The 16,812-nt window shown below is 67.4% G+C and carries 15 protein-coding genes; 3 read left to right on the top strand and 12 right to left on the bottom strand.

Annotated elements, in window-relative coordinates; genetic code table 11:
* The first annotated feature begins 52 nt into the window (after window positions 1–52).
* Window positions 53–1,324, top strand: a complete 1,272-nt coding sequence (locus RM531_RS09780) for an ankyrin repeat domain-containing protein (RefSeq protein ID WP_311658954.1) — start codon at window positions 53–55, stop codon at window positions 1,322–1,324.
* Here RM531_RS09780 and RM531_RS09785 read toward each other — a convergent pair.
* The 11 genes from RM531_RS09785 to nadA all read right to left on the bottom strand — a co-directional run bounded on the left by RM531_RS09785 (window position 1,300) and on the right by nadA (window position 10,837).
* Window positions 1,300–2,187 (bottom strand): hypothetical protein, encoded by an 888-nt coding sequence (locus RM531_RS09785; RefSeq protein WP_311658956.1) that lies wholly within the window; start codon window positions 2,185–2,187, stop codon window positions 1,300–1,302. The genes RM531_RS09780 and RM531_RS09785 overlap by 25 nt on opposite strands.
* 40 nt (window positions 2,188–2,227) lie before the next feature.
* Window positions 2,228–2,977, bottom strand: coding sequence for a sulfite exporter TauE/SafE family protein (locus RM531_RS09790; protein ID WP_311658958.1), 750 nt, complete (start codon window positions 2,975–2,977; stop codon window positions 2,228–2,230).
* Window positions 2,978–2,986: 9 nt separating this feature from the next.
* Window positions 2,987–3,949, bottom strand: a complete 963-nt coding sequence (thiL, locus tag RM531_RS09795) for a thiamine-phosphate kinase (RefSeq protein ID WP_311658960.1) — start codon at window positions 3,947–3,949, stop codon at window positions 2,987–2,989.
* A 25-nt stretch (window positions 3,950–3,974) separates the two neighbouring features.
* Window positions 3,975–4,448, bottom strand: coding sequence for a transcription antitermination factor NusB (gene nusB / locus RM531_RS09800; RefSeq protein WP_311658962.1), 474 nt, complete (start codon window positions 4,446–4,448; stop codon window positions 3,975–3,977).
* Window positions 4,441–4,911: a 6,7-dimethyl-8-ribityllumazine synthase gene (gene ribH, locus RM531_RS09805; protein ID WP_311658963.1), complete on the bottom strand. Its 471-nt coding sequence runs from the start codon at window positions 4,909–4,911 to the stop codon at window positions 4,441–4,443. The genes nusB and ribH overlap by 8 nt, the downstream gene beginning before the upstream one ends.
* A gap of 51 nt (window positions 4,912–4,962) precedes the next feature.
* Window positions 4,963–6,084 carry a bifunctional 3,4-dihydroxy-2-butanone-4-phosphate synthase/GTP cyclohydrolase II gene (ribBA, locus tag RM531_RS09810; protein ID WP_311658964.1) on the bottom strand — a complete coding sequence of 374 codons (1,122 nt, stop codon included), beginning with the start codon at window positions 6,082–6,084 and terminating at the stop codon, window positions 4,963–4,965.
* Window positions 6,085–6,094: 10 nt separating this feature from the next.
* Window positions 6,095–6,691: a riboflavin synthase gene (locus tag RM531_RS09815; protein WP_311658966.1), complete on the bottom strand. Its 597-nt coding sequence runs from the start codon at window positions 6,689–6,691 to the stop codon at window positions 6,095–6,097.
* A 6-nt stretch (window positions 6,692–6,697) separates the two neighbouring features.
* Window positions 6,698–7,819: a bifunctional diaminohydroxyphosphoribosylaminopyrimidine deaminase/5-amino-6-(5-phosphoribosylamino)uracil reductase RibD gene (ribD, locus tag RM531_RS09820; RefSeq protein ID WP_311658968.1), complete on the bottom strand. Its 1,122-nt coding sequence runs from the start codon at window positions 7,817–7,819 to the stop codon at window positions 6,698–6,700.
* Complete coding sequence (nrdR, locus tag RM531_RS09825; protein ID WP_311658970.1) at window positions 7,816–8,325, bottom strand: transcriptional regulator NrdR; 510 nt, start codon at window positions 8,323–8,325, stop codon at window positions 7,816–7,818. Before nrdR ends, ribD begins: the two co-directional genes overlap by 4 nt.
* Window positions 8,326–8,342: 17 nt before the next feature.
* Entirely contained in the window at window positions 8,343–9,644 is a 1,302-nt protein-coding gene (glyA, locus tag RM531_RS09830; protein ID WP_311658972.1) for a serine hydroxymethyltransferase, read from the bottom strand.
* Between the two features lie 92 nt (window positions 9,645–9,736).
* The gene (gene nadA / locus RM531_RS09835) at window positions 9,737–10,837 is read right to left on the bottom strand and encodes a quinolinate synthase NadA (RefSeq protein WP_311658974.1); all 1,101 of its coding nucleotides are present in this window, start codon (window positions 10,835–10,837) and stop codon (window positions 9,737–9,739) included.
* A gap of 104 nt (window positions 10,838–10,941) precedes the next feature.
* Between nadA and RM531_RS09840 the strand changes: the two genes are divergently transcribed.
* Window positions 10,942–11,763, top strand: a complete 822-nt coding sequence (locus RM531_RS09840) for a DUF6502 family protein (RefSeq protein WP_311658975.1) — start codon at window positions 10,942–10,944, stop codon at window positions 11,761–11,763.
* Window positions 11,764–11,780: 17 nt separating this feature from the next.
* Window positions 11,781–13,226 (top strand): DUF5666 domain-containing protein, encoded by a 1,446-nt coding sequence (locus tag RM531_RS09845; RefSeq protein WP_311658976.1) that lies wholly within the window; start codon window positions 11,781–11,783, stop codon window positions 13,224–13,226.
* A gap of 60 nt (window positions 13,227–13,286) precedes the next feature.
* On the opposite strand, the gene RM531_RS09850 is transcribed toward RM531_RS09845, so the two are convergent.
* On the bottom strand, window positions 13,287–16,661 hold the full coding sequence (locus tag RM531_RS09850; RefSeq protein ID WP_311658978.1) for a choice-of-anchor Q domain-containing protein: 3,375 nt from the start codon (window positions 16,659–16,661) through the stop codon (window positions 13,287–13,289).
* Between the last annotated feature and the right edge of the window lie 151 nt (window positions 16,662–16,812).

Raw genomic sequence — 16,812 nt, forward strand, 5'->3', positions numbered from 1 at the left:
CGCCTCATCCGCGGCTGGGGTCCGGACTGCTCGTGCCGATATAATGAGCGTCATGACCAAGCGACGATCACATCGCCGGTTGTTGTTCCTGCTGACCTGCCTGGTGGTCAGCGGCCTCAGCGCGCTGGCCGCCGCGCCGCGAATGGATACGCTCTGCCTGCTGCAGCAGGGACTGCACGCCGGCGACCCGGCCTTCAAGGGCTGGAGCTGCCTGCATCACGCCGCGGCGCGCGGCGCCACCGGCGTGATCGACGAGATGCTGGCTTATGGCAGCGATATCGACGAACGCACCGCCCAGGGCCTGACGCCACTGGCATTGGCGGCCCGGCGGGGCCAGATCGAGGCCTTGGACAATCTGCTCGCGCACAACGCGGCACTGACACCAACCGACAACGTCCGTGGTTTTACCCCGCTGCACGAGGCCGCCGAACATCAGCATGCCGCCGTGCTGCGACGGTTACTGCGGGCGGGTGCCGATCCCGACGCCCGCAATCAGTGGCAGCAGACGCCGCTGTGGCAGGCCGCCTGGCAGGCCTGGCATGACAACACCCAGATCGCCCGCTTGCTGGTGGCGTTCGGCGCCGAGATCGATCTGCCGGACGACAAGGGTCACACGCCCCTGCACATGGCCGCGCGCAGCGGCCATACGCCGCTGGTGGCCTATCTTCTCGATCAGGGTGCGGCAATCGATCATCCGAGCGACCGCGGGCGCACGCCGCTGTACCAGGCGGTGGTCGCCAATGCTCGCCCTGCCGCGCGGCTGTTGCTGCAACACGGGGCCGATCCGAACGTGAGCATCGAGGGCTGGACACCGCTACGGCTGGCGCTGCATGAACAGCGTTACCGGCTGGCCGACATGCTGGTCGAGGCCGGTGCCACCGGCTACGAACGCTACGCGGCGGCAGCCCGCGTCCAGCAGGGCCGGCAACTGCTGGAACAGACCCGTTTCGAGCAGGCCATCGTGGCATTCGACAAGGCCATCGCCATGGCCCCCGACCAGTCCGAGGGCTACTACGGGCGCGGCGTGGCCCTGGCCCGCAGCGGCCGCATGCAGGAAGCCGCCGACGAGCTCCAGCGGTCCCTGGGCATCAACCCGGATCACCCGGGCGCGCTGGAATGGCTGGGCGTTGCCCGGGCGAATCAGGGCGAACACCAACAGGCCATCACGCCGCTGCAGGCCCTGACCCGCACCCGGCCGGACTATGGCCGCGGGTGGCACTTGCTGGGCCGCAGTCTGGCCGCCCTGGGCGAAACCGAGCAGGCCGGCGCGGCCGAGGCCACGGCCTGCCGGTTGGGCTATCAGCCGGCCTGCGACAACGGATAGTTTCCGCGTTCGGTCACCAGTACCCACTGGGCCAAGTGCAACAGCACCAGCCGTAGCTGCCGGCTCTGTTCACCGGTATCCAGGCCGTGGGGGATATCCGCCCGCCGTAGCAGATTGCGCGCCGCCTGCAGGCTGTCGCTGACACCGACGCCGGGCAGCAACACCGCACGCCGGCACAGGCGGGACCATTTCGCCCGCGTCCGGTCATCCCGACCCATGATCAGCCAGCGCCGATCGAACCCGCGATACAGGCCGGCATAGCGGGCCAGGCCATCGGCCGCGGCACGGATTTCCAGCCCGGCGACCGGGCGCATGGCCCGTTCCACGCGGTGGCAGCCGAATTCGCGCACCAGCAACCGCCAGGCCAGCGACCGATGCAGCGGTTCCAGCGCCGAACGCACCGTGGCGGGCGCGAGCCGGACGCCTTCGGAGGCCAGCGCAAAACGCGCGGTCAGGCGGTCGTACAGCGGGTTCGGCACGCCATCCGGCCCGTCGGCCAGATAGGTCTCGATAGCCGGCCCGTTGCGGGCAAGAATGCGCGGCTCGATATCCGCCAGCCCCGGGGCGTCGGGTAACGCATGCGAACTGGGCATGCCCGCTCGCAGCCAGGCGGCAACCCGACCACCGAACCAGCGCCGCGCGTGCTTCAGGCGGCGGACGTACGCGGCCCGATGCGCAGGGCTGGGGCGCGCCTGCAGCCAGTCCAGGTCGGCCAGCATCGCCATCACCGCCGCGGTGTCGAAGCTGGGGCAGGCAGTCGCGTAAGAGCCGGACGCCGGCCCGACCACGACGAACCCGCCCGGCTGCACCGCGTCTGGCCGCGCGGTGGGCGCGGCCGCGTGTTCCCGTCCGGTGTGGCGCATGGCGAACCTCTCGCTGCCCAACCTGTTTGCTTAACGCTGGCTAGAAGACTAGCAGGCTCACGCCGACCGCAATGGTGACAATTTCATACGCCCGCTTGACCAGCCGGTTGCCGCGGTCGATCGCCAGATGCGCACCGAGATAACCCCCCAGCAGGCTGCCGGCCAGTAACGCGGGCAGCCAGTGCCACTGCACTTCAGTCATCCAGCCCAGCGCCAGCGCCCCGACCGCGTTCCAGAACAACCCGACCATCACCAGCGTGTAGGCCACCGCCCGCTGGTAGTCGAAGCCGAACCAGCGCACCAGCAGCAGTGTCACGAACAGCCCGGTGCCCGAGGCCAGTCCACCGTTGACCACGCCGATCAGGAACAGGCCAAGCCCGCCGACCAGCATGCCCGCGCGCCCGCGGTGCCGGGGCCGGAAATGCTGACCGAGACCGGGTGACAACAATGAATAGAAACCCAGACCCAGCGTCAGCAGACCCAGACCGATCTCACCGGCCCGCTGCGGCATGACAACTGCCAGCCGCGAGCCCAGCAATACCCCGGGCACCCCGAAGACCAGCATGAAGGCGGCGAAACCCGGAGTCAGGCGGTTGTCCCGTCCGTGACGCAGCGTGGCGCCCAGACCCAGCGCCACGGAAGCAATCTTGTGGGTAGCCAGTGCCACCGGAAACGGCAGGCCGAGGAAGATCAGCGCCGGAAACTGGATCAACCCGGCGCCACCCCCGGCCAGGGCCGAGAAGGTGTTGGCCAGCAGCGCAATGGCGAACAACGCCAGCTGGAACAGCATGAAGCGACCTCAGCCGCCGGTCGGGAAGTGGTCGTAGCCGGTTCCCTGCCAGGCCTGCATCGAGCCATCCGGCCCGGCCAGGCGCAGGCCGGCCTCGGCCTCGACGCGGCCAACCACGGTCAGCCCATCCGGACATTCCGTCATCGCCACGTCAGCCACGGCCGCCGGCAGACATACGCAGAGTTCGTAATCATCGCCGCCGCTCAACTGGGCCGCGGCACGGTCGGCGTCCGCCAGCCGGTGCCGAAGGGCCGCGGATGCCGGCAGGGCCGCCGGATCGATCCAGCCGCCCACCCCACTGGCGGCGAGCAAGTGGGTGAGATCAGCGGCCAGCCCGTCCGACACGTCCACGGCGGCACTGGCCCGATCGCGCAGCCATCGGCCCGCTGTCAGCCGGGGTGCGGGCCGGGTCAGCCGGTCCCGCAGAAACCGGTCGTGTTCATCCACCGGATGACGGGCCGCCAGCCAGTCGGCCAGGCCCGCGGCCGCGTCCCCCAGCGTCCCGGTCACCGCAATCCGATCGCCGGGCCGGGCCCCGTCACGGCGCAGGGCGCGCCCGGCCGGGACCAGTCCGGCCGCCTGGATGCTCACGGTCAGCGGGCCGCGGGTCAGATCTCCGCCCACCAGCGCCGCACCGCTGGCCTCCAGAAGCGGCGCGAAACCCGCCATGAAACCGGTCAGCCAGTCGAGATCATGCTCGGGCAGCACCAGGGCCACCGTGATCCAGGCCGGTTCGGCCCCCATCGCGGCCAGATCGCTCAGATTGACGGCCAGCGACTTCCAGCCGATATCGGCCGGCGGCGTATCAGCGGGAAAGTGCCGGCCGCTGACCAGCGCGTCGGTGGTCAGCACCAGCTCGTGGCCGGGCGGCACTGCCATCACGGCCCCGTCGTCGCCGGGGCCGACCACCACATCGTCGCGCCGGGTTCTCGCGCCGGCGGTCAGACGCCGGATCAGATCGAATTCGCTCATGCGGGTTCCGACCGCCCCGTGTGGTTCAACCGCGGGCGGCTGCCTCCGCCGGCCGCAGCTCGCGCGCACAGCGGTCCAGCACGCCGTTGACGTAACGGTGGCCCGCCTCGGCGCCGAACTGCTTGGCCAGCTCCAGTGCCTCGTTGATCACCACGCGGTAGGGCACTTCCAGCCGCTGGCGCAGTTCGAACACCGCCAACAGCAACAGGCTGCGTTCGACCGGATCGAGATGCTCGGGCTGACGGTCGAGATACGGTGCGATCAGTGCTTCCAGGCCGTCCGGGTCGGCCATGACGCCACTCACCAGTGCGCGGAAATAGTCGCCGTCCGCGCCCTTGAGATGCCCCGCGGACTGGAACTGCCGGAACAGATCGCCGCTTTCGGTGGCAGAAACCAGCCACTGGTAGACAGCCTGCAACGCCGCGCGGCGGGCCACGCGACGGCTGCCGCGACGCGGCGCGGCCGGCTCCTCGGACGTGGCCGGCGCGGAATCACTCATCGATCTGGCGCAGGATGCCGACCATTTCGACCGCGGCGCTGGCGGCCTCGATGCCCTTGTTGTTGTCCTCGCCCGGACGCGATCGGTCCTCGGCCTGCTCCATGGTGTCTGCCGTGATCACGCCGAAGGTCACCGGAATGCTGTTTTCCACCGCCACCGCGGCCAGGCCGCGGGCGCATTCACCGGCGACGAAATCGAAATGCGGGGTTTCGCCGCGGATGACGGCGCCCAGGGCGATGACGGCGTCGTAATCACCGGAATCGGCAAGCCGGTCGCAGACCAGCGGCAACTCGAAGGCGCCCGGCACGCGAATCAGCGTGATGTCGGCGTCATCGACGCCGGCATCACGCAACACCTCGAGCGCGCCGTCCACCAGCAGATCCACGATGGCGTCGTTCCAGCGGGTAGCCACGACCGCAAAGCGCGCGCCGCTGGCATCGAATTCGGCTTCGATGGTTTGCATGACTGTGTCCGGACGAAAGGTGACAGGCGCGATTATGTCACGCCGTGATTGTCAGTCGTGGACGTATTCCACGACTTCCAGACCGAAACCGGAAATCGCGTGCATCCGCATGGGGGCAGACAGCACCCGCATCCGCCGAACCCCCAGATCGGTGAGAATCTGCGCGCCGATGCCGTAGGTGCGCAGCACCCGGCTGTCTTCGCCGTCGCCGTTATCGAGGGTATCGTCAATCTGCTCGGCCTCGCCCTCGAGCACGCGGATGCGCGAGATCAGCTCGCGCGGCGTTTCCGGCTTGCGCAATATCACCACCACGCCGCTGCCGGCGTCGGCGATCCGCGCCAGGGCATCGCGCAGGGGCCAGCCGAATTCTGGGTGGCGAACACCCAGGACATCGGCCAGCGTATTGCGCACATGCACCCGAACCAGGGTGGCCTCATCGGGGTCGATATCGCCCTTGACCAGGGCAAGATGCACCACCTTGTCGACCTCGTCCTCGTAGGAGAAAAGCCGGAAGGGGCCGAACTCGGTGTCGACCTCGGTTTCGGTGACGCGGGCCACCGTGCGCTCGTTGGCGATGCGGTAGCGGATCAGGTCGGCGATGGTGCCCAGCTTGATGTCGTGGGTGGCCGCGAACTGCTCCAGGTCCGGCAGGCGCGCCATGCTGCCGTCTTCGTTGAGGATTTCCACGATCACCGACGCCGGTTCCATGCCCGCCAGACGCGCAAGGTCACAACCCGCCTCGGTGTGGCCGGCCCGCGCGAGCACGCCGCCCGGCTGGGCCATCAGCGGGAAGATGTGGCCCGGCTGCACCAGGTCGGCCGGCCGCGCATCGGCCTTGACCGCAGCGCGCACGGTCTGCGCACGGTCGTGGGCGGAGATGCCGGTGGTCACGCCCTCGGTGGCTTCGATGGACAGCGTGAAGTTGGTACGGCCGGGTTCGTCCCCGGTGGCCACCATCAGCGGCAGATTGAGCTGCTGGCAGCGCTGGCGGGTGAGCGTCAGGCAGATCAGCCCGCGTCCGTAGCGGGCCATGAAGTTGATGTCCTCCGGGCGCACGCATTCGGCGGCCAGAATCAGGTCCCCTTCGTTCTCGCGATCCTCGTCGTCGAGCAGGATGACCATGCGGCCGGCCTGCATGTCCTTGATGATGTCTTCGATCGGCGAAAGCGCCATGTGCGGTCTCCTATCCCCTGACCTCGAGCAAGCGTTCCAGATAGCGCGCCACCTGGTCGATTTCCAGATTCACCCGGTCGCCCGGCGCGCGGTCGCCCAGATTCGTGCAATCCACCGTGTGGGGCACCAGATTCACGTCGAATACGTCGCCGTCGATACCATTAACGGTCAGGCTTACCCCGTCGACGGTGATCGAGCCCTTGCGCGCCAGATAGCGGGTCAGATCCGCCGGCGCCCGATACCATACCCGCCAGGAGCGGGCATCGGCCTGCCGATCCAGCAGTGCCCCCATGCCATCGACATGGCCGGACACCAGATGCCCGCCCAGCGGGTCCCCGGCCCGCAACGCGGGTTCCAGATTGACCCGCGCGCCGACCGCTCGATCCCCGAGCGTGGTCAGGGCCAGGGTTTCACGCGACACGTCCGCCGTGAATCCGCCCGCCGAGAAACCGGTCGCGGTAAGACAGACACCGTCCACGGCAATACTGTCGCCCAGTCCGATCGTGCCCAGGTCCACGCCGCGGGTATCGATATGCAGCCGAACGTCGCCGTCGCGCACTTCCTGTTCCGCGATGCGTCCCACGCCGCGGATGATGCCGGTAAACATTTGTCTTCAGCCTCTCCCTGGGTCCGCGGTGTCGGCCGGTCGGGCTGTCACCCGCCAGTCGTCGCCAACGGCGCGCATGTCGACGATCGACAGCGCTCGCCGGTCAGCGAACCGGGTCAGCCCCGGCATTGCCAGCAGCGGCCGACCGCCATCGCCGATAATCGACGGCGCAAGATACACCACCAGTTCGTCCACCAGGCCGGCATCCAGGAAAGCACCGGCCAACGTTGGCCCGGCCTCCACCAGCACATCGTTGATCTGCGCCTCGGCAAGGCCCGTCATCACGGCAGCCAGATCCAGCCCGCCGGTGCCGGCGGGCACCCGTTCCAGCGCGGCGCCGGCCACCGCCAGCGCATCCCACGCGGGGCCGGCGGGTGCCGCGGTGAATACCAGCGTGCGCCCCGGCAGCCCCAGCATGCGCGCCGTCACCGGCAGGCGCAGGCGGGTATCCAGCACCACCCGCAGCGGCTGACGCCAGTCCCCCGGCAGACGCACGTTGAGCGAGGGGTCGTCGGCCAGCACGCTGTCAATGCCGGTCAGGACCGCCCCGCTTTCGGCGCGCAGGCGGTGCACATCGTCCCGAGCCGCCGGCCCGGTAATCCACTGACTCTGCCCGTCCGCCCCGGCGGTGCGGCCATCCAGGCTCGCCGCCAGCTTGAGCCGGACGCGCGGGCGTCGATACCGCATGCGGCAGACAAACCCCGGATTGAGCGCGGCACAGTCGTTCTCCAGGACCCCGCTCTCGGTGTCGGTGCCCGCCGCCTGAAGCGTGGCGAGCCCGTTGCCGGCCACCTGCGGATTGGGATCGATCATGCCGGCCACTACCCGCCGGACGCCCGCCTCGATCAGCACACCGGTGCACGGAGCGGTCCGGCCGTAGTGACTGCAGGGCTCGAGCGTGACGTAGGCAGTTGCACCGGCGGCGCCGCCAGCGCGGGCCCGGGCGTCTTCCAGCGCGTTGACTTCGGCATGGGCCTTGCCGGCCGCGGCATGCCAGCCTTCGCCGATGATCTCGCCGTCCCGCACCAGCACACAGCCGACCCGGGGATTGGGCGGCGTGCCATGCCACCCGCGGCGTGCCAGCCCGATGGCCCGGGCCATGTACCGGGCGTCGTCCGCCGCCGTCACTTGCCGGAATCGGAGCCGATCAGCGACAGCTGCGCACGGGCGGCTTCCGGGCCCGGGGTCGCTTCCAGCCGCTCGATTTCCTCGCGGAAGGCGTTGACATCCTCGAACCGGCGGTAAACCGAGGCAAAACGCACGAACGCCACCTGATCGAGTTCGCGCAGTTCCTCCATCACGAGGTTACCCAGACGCCGCGAAGGCACGTCGCGCTCGCCATCGGTCCGCAGCCGCTGGCGAATCCGGCTGACGGCGGCATCCACGGCCTCGGCGCCCACCGGCCGCTTGTAGAGGGCGCGGTCGATGCCCCGCCGCAGCTTGGTCTCGTCAAAAGGCTCGGGCGTACCGTCGTTCTTGACGATGCGCGGCAATACCAGTTCCGCGTTCTCGAACGTGGTGAAGCGCGAACCGCAGTCCGGGCATTCCCGACGCCGACGCACCTGGCTGCCCTCGGCCGCGAGGCGCGAGTCGACCACCCGGGTAGCGTCGGCGTGACAGAAAGGACAAAGCACGGGGTGTGGCCGGGCGATCAGCCGGCGGCGGCCCGGTCCAGTTGCGCCGGCTGCCGGTAGACCGGGAAGCGTGCGCAGAGCTCTTCGACCTTGCCGCGAACGCTGTCGATGGTGGCATCTGCACCATCCTCGGTGGCCAGGGCGTCAACAACGTCGCAGATCCAGCCGGCCACGCTGCGCATTTCCGTCTCGCGGAAGCCGCGGGTGGTCGAGGCCGGCGTGCCGATACGCAGCCCGCTGGTGACGAACGGCGAGCGGGGGTCGTCGGGCACGGCGTTCTTGTTCACCGTGATGTGCGCCCGGCCAAGCGCCTCTTCCGCGTCCTTACCGGTAATGTCGCGACTGATCAGCGACAACAGCGCCAGATGGTTGTCGGTGCCGCCGGAAACGACGTCGAGACCGCGCTCGAGGAACACGTCGACCATGGCCCGGGCATTGGCCACCGTCTGCGCCTGATCGGCGCGGAACGCCTCGCTCAGCGCTTCCTTGAAGGCCACCGCCTTGCCGGCGATGACATGCATCAGCGGGCCGCCCTGCAGACCCGGGAAGACCGCCGAGTTGAGCCGCTTGTAGAGCTTCTCGTCACCCTCGGCGGAGAGAATGATGCCGCCCCGCGGACCGCGCAGGGTCTTGTGGGTGGTGGAGGTCACCACATGGGCATGGGGCACGGGGCTGGGATATTCGCCCGCCGCAACCAGCCCGGCCACGTGGGCCATGTCGACCAGCAGCCAGGCGCCGACGCTGTCGGCGATGGCGCGCATGCGCTGCCAATCGACATGCCGCGAATAGGCCGAGAAGCCGCCGATCAGCATGGCCGGTCGATGTTCGTCAGCCAGGGCCTGGACCTCGTCGTAATCGATCCGGCCGGAGACCGGGTCGATGCCGTACTGGACCGCGTTGTAGTGCTTGCCCGAAAAATTGGGAGCGGCACCGTGGGTCAGATGCCCGCCGTGGGCCAGGCTCATGCCCAGCACCGTATCGCCGGGCTTGACCAGCGCCATGAAGGCCGCGCCGTTGGCCTGAGCCCCGGAATGCGGCTGCACGTTGGCGTAGTCACAGCCGAACAGCTCGCAGGCACGCTGGATCGCCAGCGTTTCGGCCACGTCGACATGCTCGCAACCACCGTAATAACGCTTACCGGGGTAGCCCTCGGCATACTTGTTCGTGAGCACCGAACCCTGGGCCTCCATGACCCGCGGGCTGGTGTAGTTTTCGGAGGCGATCAGCTCGATGTGCGCTTCCTGGCGCGACTGCTCGGCGGAGATGGCCGCGGCGAGTTCGTCATCGAAGCCGGCGATGGTCTGAGACGGATCGAACATGGAAAGGTGGGCTCCCCGTTCAAGTGAAGAAGCCCGATATTGTACCGCAACATGCGGTGATACCCCAGATATGGGGCCCGCCTCCACCGATCCTACGCGGTGATCTCCAGCATCAGATCCAGCGCTGCCTTCGCCTCGCGGGCCTCGTCGGCCGGGACCTGGATGCGGTTGACCACGTTGTCATCCATCAGGTTCTCCATCACCCAGGCCAGATGCTGAGGATCGGTGCGGAACATGGTCGAGCACATGCAGACCACGGGCGACATGAACTGCACCTTCACGCCTTTGGGCGCCATTTCGTTGTGCAGCCGGTTAACCAGATTCAGCTCGGTGCCCACCAGCCAGTGAGTGCCGGGTTCGCTGGCCCGCACGGTCTTGAGGATGGTCTCGGTCGAACCGACCACGTCGGAGGCCTGGCAGACCTCGAAGGCGTTTTCCGGATGCGAGATGACGCGCCCCTCGGGGTGCTGCTCGCGGAACTTGACGACGTGGTTGGGGTGGAACATCTGGTGCACCGAGCAGAAGCCCTTCCACAGAATGATCTTCGCGTTCCGGATTTCGGCTTCGGTCAGGCCGCCCATGGGCTTGTCGAAATCCCAGGTCACCATGTCGTCGAGACTCACGCCCATGGCATGGGCGGTATTGCGGCCCAGGTGCTGATCCGGGAAGAACAGCACCTTCTCGCGCCGCGACCAGGACCATTCCAGCACCCCGCGGGCGTTGCTGGAGGTGCACACGATGCCGCCGTGTCGGCCGCAGAAGGCCTTCAGATCGGCCGCGGAATTGATATAGGTGACCGGCGTGACCTGCTCGTCCGGCTCCAGCACCTCGCCCAGTTCCCGCCAGGCCCGTTCCACGTTGCGCAGGTTGGCCATGTCGGCCATCGAGCAGCCGGCGGCCATGTCCGGCAGGATCACCTGCTGTTCGGCGCGCGAAAGAATATCGGCCACCTCGGCCATGAAGTGGACGCCGCAGAACACGATGTACTCGGCGTCACACTCGGCCGCCTGCTTGGACAGCTTGAGGGAATCACCGGCGATATCGGCGTGCGCGAACACCTCGTCACGCTGATAATGATGACCCAGCACCACGCAACGCGATCCCAGTGCGGATTTCGCCGCCCGGATGCGCGCATCACAGGCCTGATCGTCCAGCTGGGCGAAATCCTGCAGGGCCATAGCGTTAGCGGTCATCGTGACAGTTCCTTCATGCGGTCAACCTCCGAAAATATCACAGTCGCCCGCGAATTCGGACCGAATGCGGCGAAGCCAGGGCCAAATGGGATACCATTCCCAGTGTGAGCGAGTCGCCCCGAACCTGGATTGCCCACGCCTGCCACCGGCTGCTGCGCCCGCTGGTGCGGGTACTGCTGCGCCACGGGGTGGCCTATGACGACTTTGCCGAAGTCACCAAGAGTGTTTACGTGGAGGTGGCGCGAGAGAGTTTCACCCCGCCGGGCAAGCGCCCCACCGACGCCCGCACGGCCATCGTCACCGGCCTGACCCGCAAGGAGGTCAAGCGGCTGCGCGAGCAGACCGATCCAGTCTATGCCGCCCGCGACTGGGGCGGGGCCAACCGCGCAACCCGGGTGCTGTCGGGCTGGCATCGCGACCCGGCCTTTACCGATACCGAGGGCAAGCCGCGACCGCTTTCCCCGTCGGATTCGGACACGGGCTTTCCCGCGCTGGTGCGCCAGTACAGCGGCGACATCCCCGTCAGCGCGATTCTGGCGGAACTCGAACGGGTGGGCGCCATCACCCAGCGCCAGGGCATGCTGGTTGCCCGGCGCCGCGCCTTCGTGCCCGAAGCCGGGGATCCGGAAGGCACCCGCATGCTGGGCACGGCCGTGCACGATTTGCTGAGCACCATCGAACACAACCTCGATGCCGACGGCAGCGAGCGGCCCCGTTTCCAGCGCAGCGTGTTCAACCCGCGGGTTGATGTCCGCGCCCTGCCCGTCTTCCATCGGCTGGTCAGCGAGCATGGGCAGCAACTGCTGGAAATCCTCGACGACTGGCTGGACCGACACGAGATGCCGGACGACAACCGCCCGGCCACCCGCGTGGGCGTGGGCATCTACTATTTCCAGGACCCCGACGACTCCGAAGGTGATGCATGACTGGGTTTGGGCGAAACATGACGCGGCGCTCGGGCAGCCTGATGCTGGCGCTGCTGATCACGGCCTGCGGGGGCGCGGGTGATGTGCTGCTGGCAGGGATCGAGGGCACCGGCGTGGTCACCGGCTTCGGCAGCGTGTTCGTGGACGGGGTCGAGTTCAGCACCGACGAGGTGAACATCCAGATCAACGGCGAGTCGGGTGACGAATCCGACCTGCGGGTCGGGGACGTGGTCACCGTGGCCGGCCGCAATCCGGACGACGGTGCGGCCATTGCCGATCGCATCGTCTTCGACCGGGCCATCGGCGGTCCTGTGGAGGCCGTTTCGATTGAAAGCGACAGCGGCGAAATCCGGGTGCTGGAGCAAACGGTGCTGGTGGACGCCAATACCCGTTTCATCGGTACCGATGCGGATACGCTGGCGTCCGGCGATCTGGTGGCGGTGAGCGCCCTGCGCCGGGGCGACGCCATCGTGCGCGCCACGTCGATCGAACAACTGAACGACAACGGTATCGCACGCAGCTTCGTGCCGGGCGACACGGAACTGGATGTGGAAGGCCGGGTGAGCAATCTCACCAGCTCGAGCTTCCAGCTCGGTGATCTCACGGTCGCGCGGGATGCGGCCGTCACCGAGGACGCCGACGCGCCGCTGGAGAATGGCGCCCTGGTCGAGGTAACCGGCACCCGCGCTGATGCCGCCGACGGGCCGCTGACGGCCACCCGCGTGGAAGTCCGCGGTGAATCCACCGAGGACCGCAGCGGCTCGGCCTTCGTCGAGGGCATCATCACCGCGTTCAACAGCGAGGATGATTTCCGGGTGGATAACATCCCGGCCGCCGCGGGATCCGCGTCGCGGCGGGACAATTCGCGCGTGACCAGCTTACAGGCAGGCCTGCGGGTCTCACTGCGGGGCGAGTTCGTCGACGGCCGACTGGTGGCCGATTCCCTGCAGGTGGAGCCCGAGCCCGATCGCCGCATCACCGCCCGGGTGACCGAGGTCATGACCGATGCATCCGGCGTGCGCGTACTGGGTATCGAGGCGGATGTGTTGCCGGACACGCTGTATGTGGACGCCCGTGAGGGCGCCGACCGAGCCCTGCGCATCGATAGGCTAGAGCCCGGCGACAACGTCGAACTGACCGGCTACGCCGATCGTGAGGGCGGCTTCGTGGTCACGCGTCTGACCCGGATCAGCGATTCGACCACATCGAGCGTGCGCGGCCCGGTGGACAGCCGCGACAGCAGCAGTGGCGAGCTGGTGGTCGGCGGCGTGCGCATCAATACGGACAGCAGCACGGACTTCCGCGACGAGACAGGCCGCACGCTGTCACGCGATTCGTTCTTCGAGCGGGCCGAACCCGGCGTGCCGATCACTGCGGCCGGTCCGGACAACGCGGCGGGCATCGACATCGCCACGACCGTAAAACTACTGCCGACCGAGCTGCAGGCGGACGACGCGCAATAAAAAGGGCCGGATCAGGCAATGCCCGATCCGGCCCCGGCCGTCGGATGACGGTTTCAGGGATCAGTCGTCGTTGAACTGAATCCCCACGCCACGTACCGGCAGGCCATCGCCGATCAGGAAATCGTCGGTAGAGACGGCCGATGCCGCATCCAGCGTCACCGCGACGAAACGCAGATCAGCCGGTGCTTCATCATCATCACCCGGCGGGTTGAAGAAACCACCGCCATCGCTGCCGCCGCAGGCCGCGAGACCCACCGTGGCAACGCCGACCGCCAGCACCCAGCGCAGGCGCCGGCTCAGGCCGCCCACGCTGAACAGACCGAGTAGCGCAAGCAGCGTTCCGCCGGCGAACACCGGCGTCTGCCAGTGCACCCCGGCCATGTCACTGCTACCGCCGTTGAGCGACACGGTGACCACGTAGTTGGTGCCCTCACCCGCCTCGAAGGCCTGGCCCCCGCTGCCGAAGCTGACCTGGAAGGTGCCGTTGGCATTCACGTCCACGCTGCCGATCGGACTGTTGCCATCATCGGCCAGACCGTTGCCGTTGTCATCGACGTACAACTGGGCGTCGACATTGTCGAAGTCCAGCGGCTGGGCCGGAATGCGGTCGACCTCCAGAATGCCCGACACGCCGCCGGCCGTGACCGACTCGTCACCGTTGTTGGTCACACCGAAGGCCAGCACGGAGAACACCGTGTCGTCGTCCGAGCCGACGACGATCTCACCGGTGTTGTTGTTGGACACGCTGAGCACCGGATTGCCGGCCGCCTCGAACGCACCAACGTCACAGTTGTCCCCGGTCGGACGCGCGGCCCAGCGTTGATCGCCGGTCAACGGCGAACAAACAGCCGGCCCGCCGTCGATGGCGGCGCTGCCCATCAGGAGGGGATGAACGCCGGTGGCCGTGATTGTCGGACTGCCATCGCCGATACCATCCAGCCTGCCATCGAAACGGCCGCCGAACAGCTTGAGATCGTCGATACCGGCCATGTCGCTGACCAGGGCATCCTCGGTCATGGCACCGGGGCCATCCACATTGGCGCCCATGCCATTGGCGCTGTTCTCGGCAATCAGGGTGCCGTCGTCGGCGTCGATGGTCTGGCCTTCACCCGGGGCCGACACGCCACCGCCGTTGCCAGCGCTCATGTTGCGCGCCACCGTGGTGAACTGCAGCGAAGTCGTGCCGCTGCCCTCGCCGGGCTGCTGGAACACGCCGCCACCGCCACCGGCATCCGGGTTCATGGCCTGGTTGTTCGACACCGTGGAGTTGGTCACGGTCATGTTGCCGCTGTTGAAGTTCCACAGACCGCCGCCCTCGTTGGCCACGTTGTAGCCTACCGAGGAATCAACCACCATCGTGGTCCCGGCACCGGAGACGTGCAGACCACCGCCGTTGCCGGGGGTGACGCCGGCGTCGTTGCCCTGGGCTGCGCTCAATCCGCCGAGGACAACACGGGTCAGGTTCACCGTGGCCGCATTGCTCTCGATACCGCCGCCGGCGCGGTTGGCGATGTTGGACTCGATGCGGGTGTCGAACACGTTCACCGTGCCGCCGGTGTTGGCGAAGATGCCGCCGCCGGAGCCGGCGTTACCGCTGGCCACATTGTCGGCGATGCGGGACAAACGGATATTGACGGTGCCATTACCCGCGCCATCGCCGTTGTTGTTGAACACTGCACCGCCGCCGTTGGTGGCTTCATCACCCAGGGCGACATTGCCCACCAAGGACGTGCCGCTGATGTTCATCACGCCGGTGTTGTTCCACAGGCCGCCGCCTTCGGCTGCCGCCTCGTTGCCGCCGACGAAGGAATTGACCACATCCACATTTCCGTCACCGGAGACGTGCAGGCCGCCGCCGTTGCCGGGCATGGGGCCGGTCGTGTTGCCGGACAGGTCCACCACGGTCAACGTCACCTGGGTGCTGCCCACGGTTTCGATACCGCCGCCGGCACGCCTCGCATCATTACCGCTGATGCGGGTGTTCGTGACTTCGAGCGTACCGCCGAAGTTGTTGAGGATGCCGCCGCCGGAGCCGGAGCCCACCGACGCCCTATTGCCGGTAATAATCGAGTTGGTCACGACAACGGTTCCACTACCGCTCTCATCGCCCCCGGCATTGTTGAAAATGCCACCGCCGCCGTCCTGAGCACCCATACCGTTGGCGAAATTACTGCTCACGGTCGATCCGTCGAGGGTCATGGTGCCGGTGTTGTTCCAGAGACCACCGCCTTCCGTTGCTGCCGTATTGTTGATGACCTGGGACGCCGTAATATCGACGATGCCATTGCCACTCACATGCAGACCGCCGCCGTTGCCGCCCGCGGCGGCCTCGTTGTCGGTCGTATTGGCGGTATTGTCATTCAGCGTGACCTGATCGAGCGTGGTCATGGTGTTCGCGCGCGTCTCGATCGCCCCACCGGCCCGGTTGGCCGTGTTGCCGGTGAACGAGGACGTGGAAACCGTCAGCGTCGTGCCTTCGTTGGCGAAGATCGCGCCGCCGGAGCTGACGTTACCCATGGCCATGTTGTTAGCAAACGTGCTGTCAGTAACGGTCAGCGATCCAATGCCATTTTCCGCGAAAATTGCGCCCCCGCCCTGGCCGGTCGCATCACCGGCATCGGCATCGCCGCCGGACACAGTGTTGGCGGTAAACGTCGCGCCATCGACCGTCATTGCACCCTGATTGTTCCAGAGCGCCCCGCCTTCCACGGCCATGTTGCCGTCGAAGGTGCCGCCGGAGACGGAAACGCCACCGCTGCCGCTCACATGCAGCACACCGCCGTTGCCGGGGTTGACGCCGGCGTTGTTGCCGCTGAAATCAACGCCACTGAGGGTCACGGCATTCATTTCGTTGGACTCGTCCTCGATCGCGCCGCCGGCCCTGTCCGAGGTGTTGCTGTTCATGGCGCCACCATTGACCGTCAGGACGCCACCGATGGTGTTGAGAATGGCCCCGCCGGAACGCTCGCTGGCCGACGCATCACCACCGGCCGTCATACCGTTGACCAATGTGAGCTCGACCAGCGTGGTGTTACCGGCATTGGTAAAGATGCGACTGGTGTCATTCGCATCGATGGTAACGGGCCCCGTGATGGTCAGTGGACTGGTCGCCAAGTCGCCGAGCTGCGGCAGCTGCGAACCACCAAGCGTGATCGTTTGGCCTTGAATACCCTCGGCGAAGACGATGTCATCACCGTTGAGCGCCTCCCCCGCTTCGCATCCGTTGGTCGGACTCATCGGGTTGGTATTGGCGTTGGTGATCGCCTCGCGCAAGGTGCATTCTTCGTCGCCGTCCATACCCGGATCGGCCGGGCTGTTGACGGTAATGGTGGCAGCCGAAGCCGGCAGCAGCATGGCGGCGAGCAGGCCCGCCGCCACTCGGCCGGCCCGGCGGCCATGCGCGCCGCGGCCTTGTTGAAGTTTCCATCCCAGCATCTCGATTCCTCCTGCTCACTGACGCGGTAGGCGCGCCCCCTGTCATGCCGATGGGATATGTATCCCAAGCACATGGGAAAATATTCCCCGCAATGAGCGAGCAAGTCAAACCTTTCGCGAGCGAAGGACAATCACGCCGGGAGAAGACCCA

The sequence above is a fragment of the Spectribacter acetivorans genome (genome assembly GCF_031846305.1).
GTDB classification, from domain to species: domain Bacteria; phylum Pseudomonadota; class Gammaproteobacteria; order Nevskiales; family Salinisphaeraceae; genus Spectribacter; species Spectribacter acetivorans.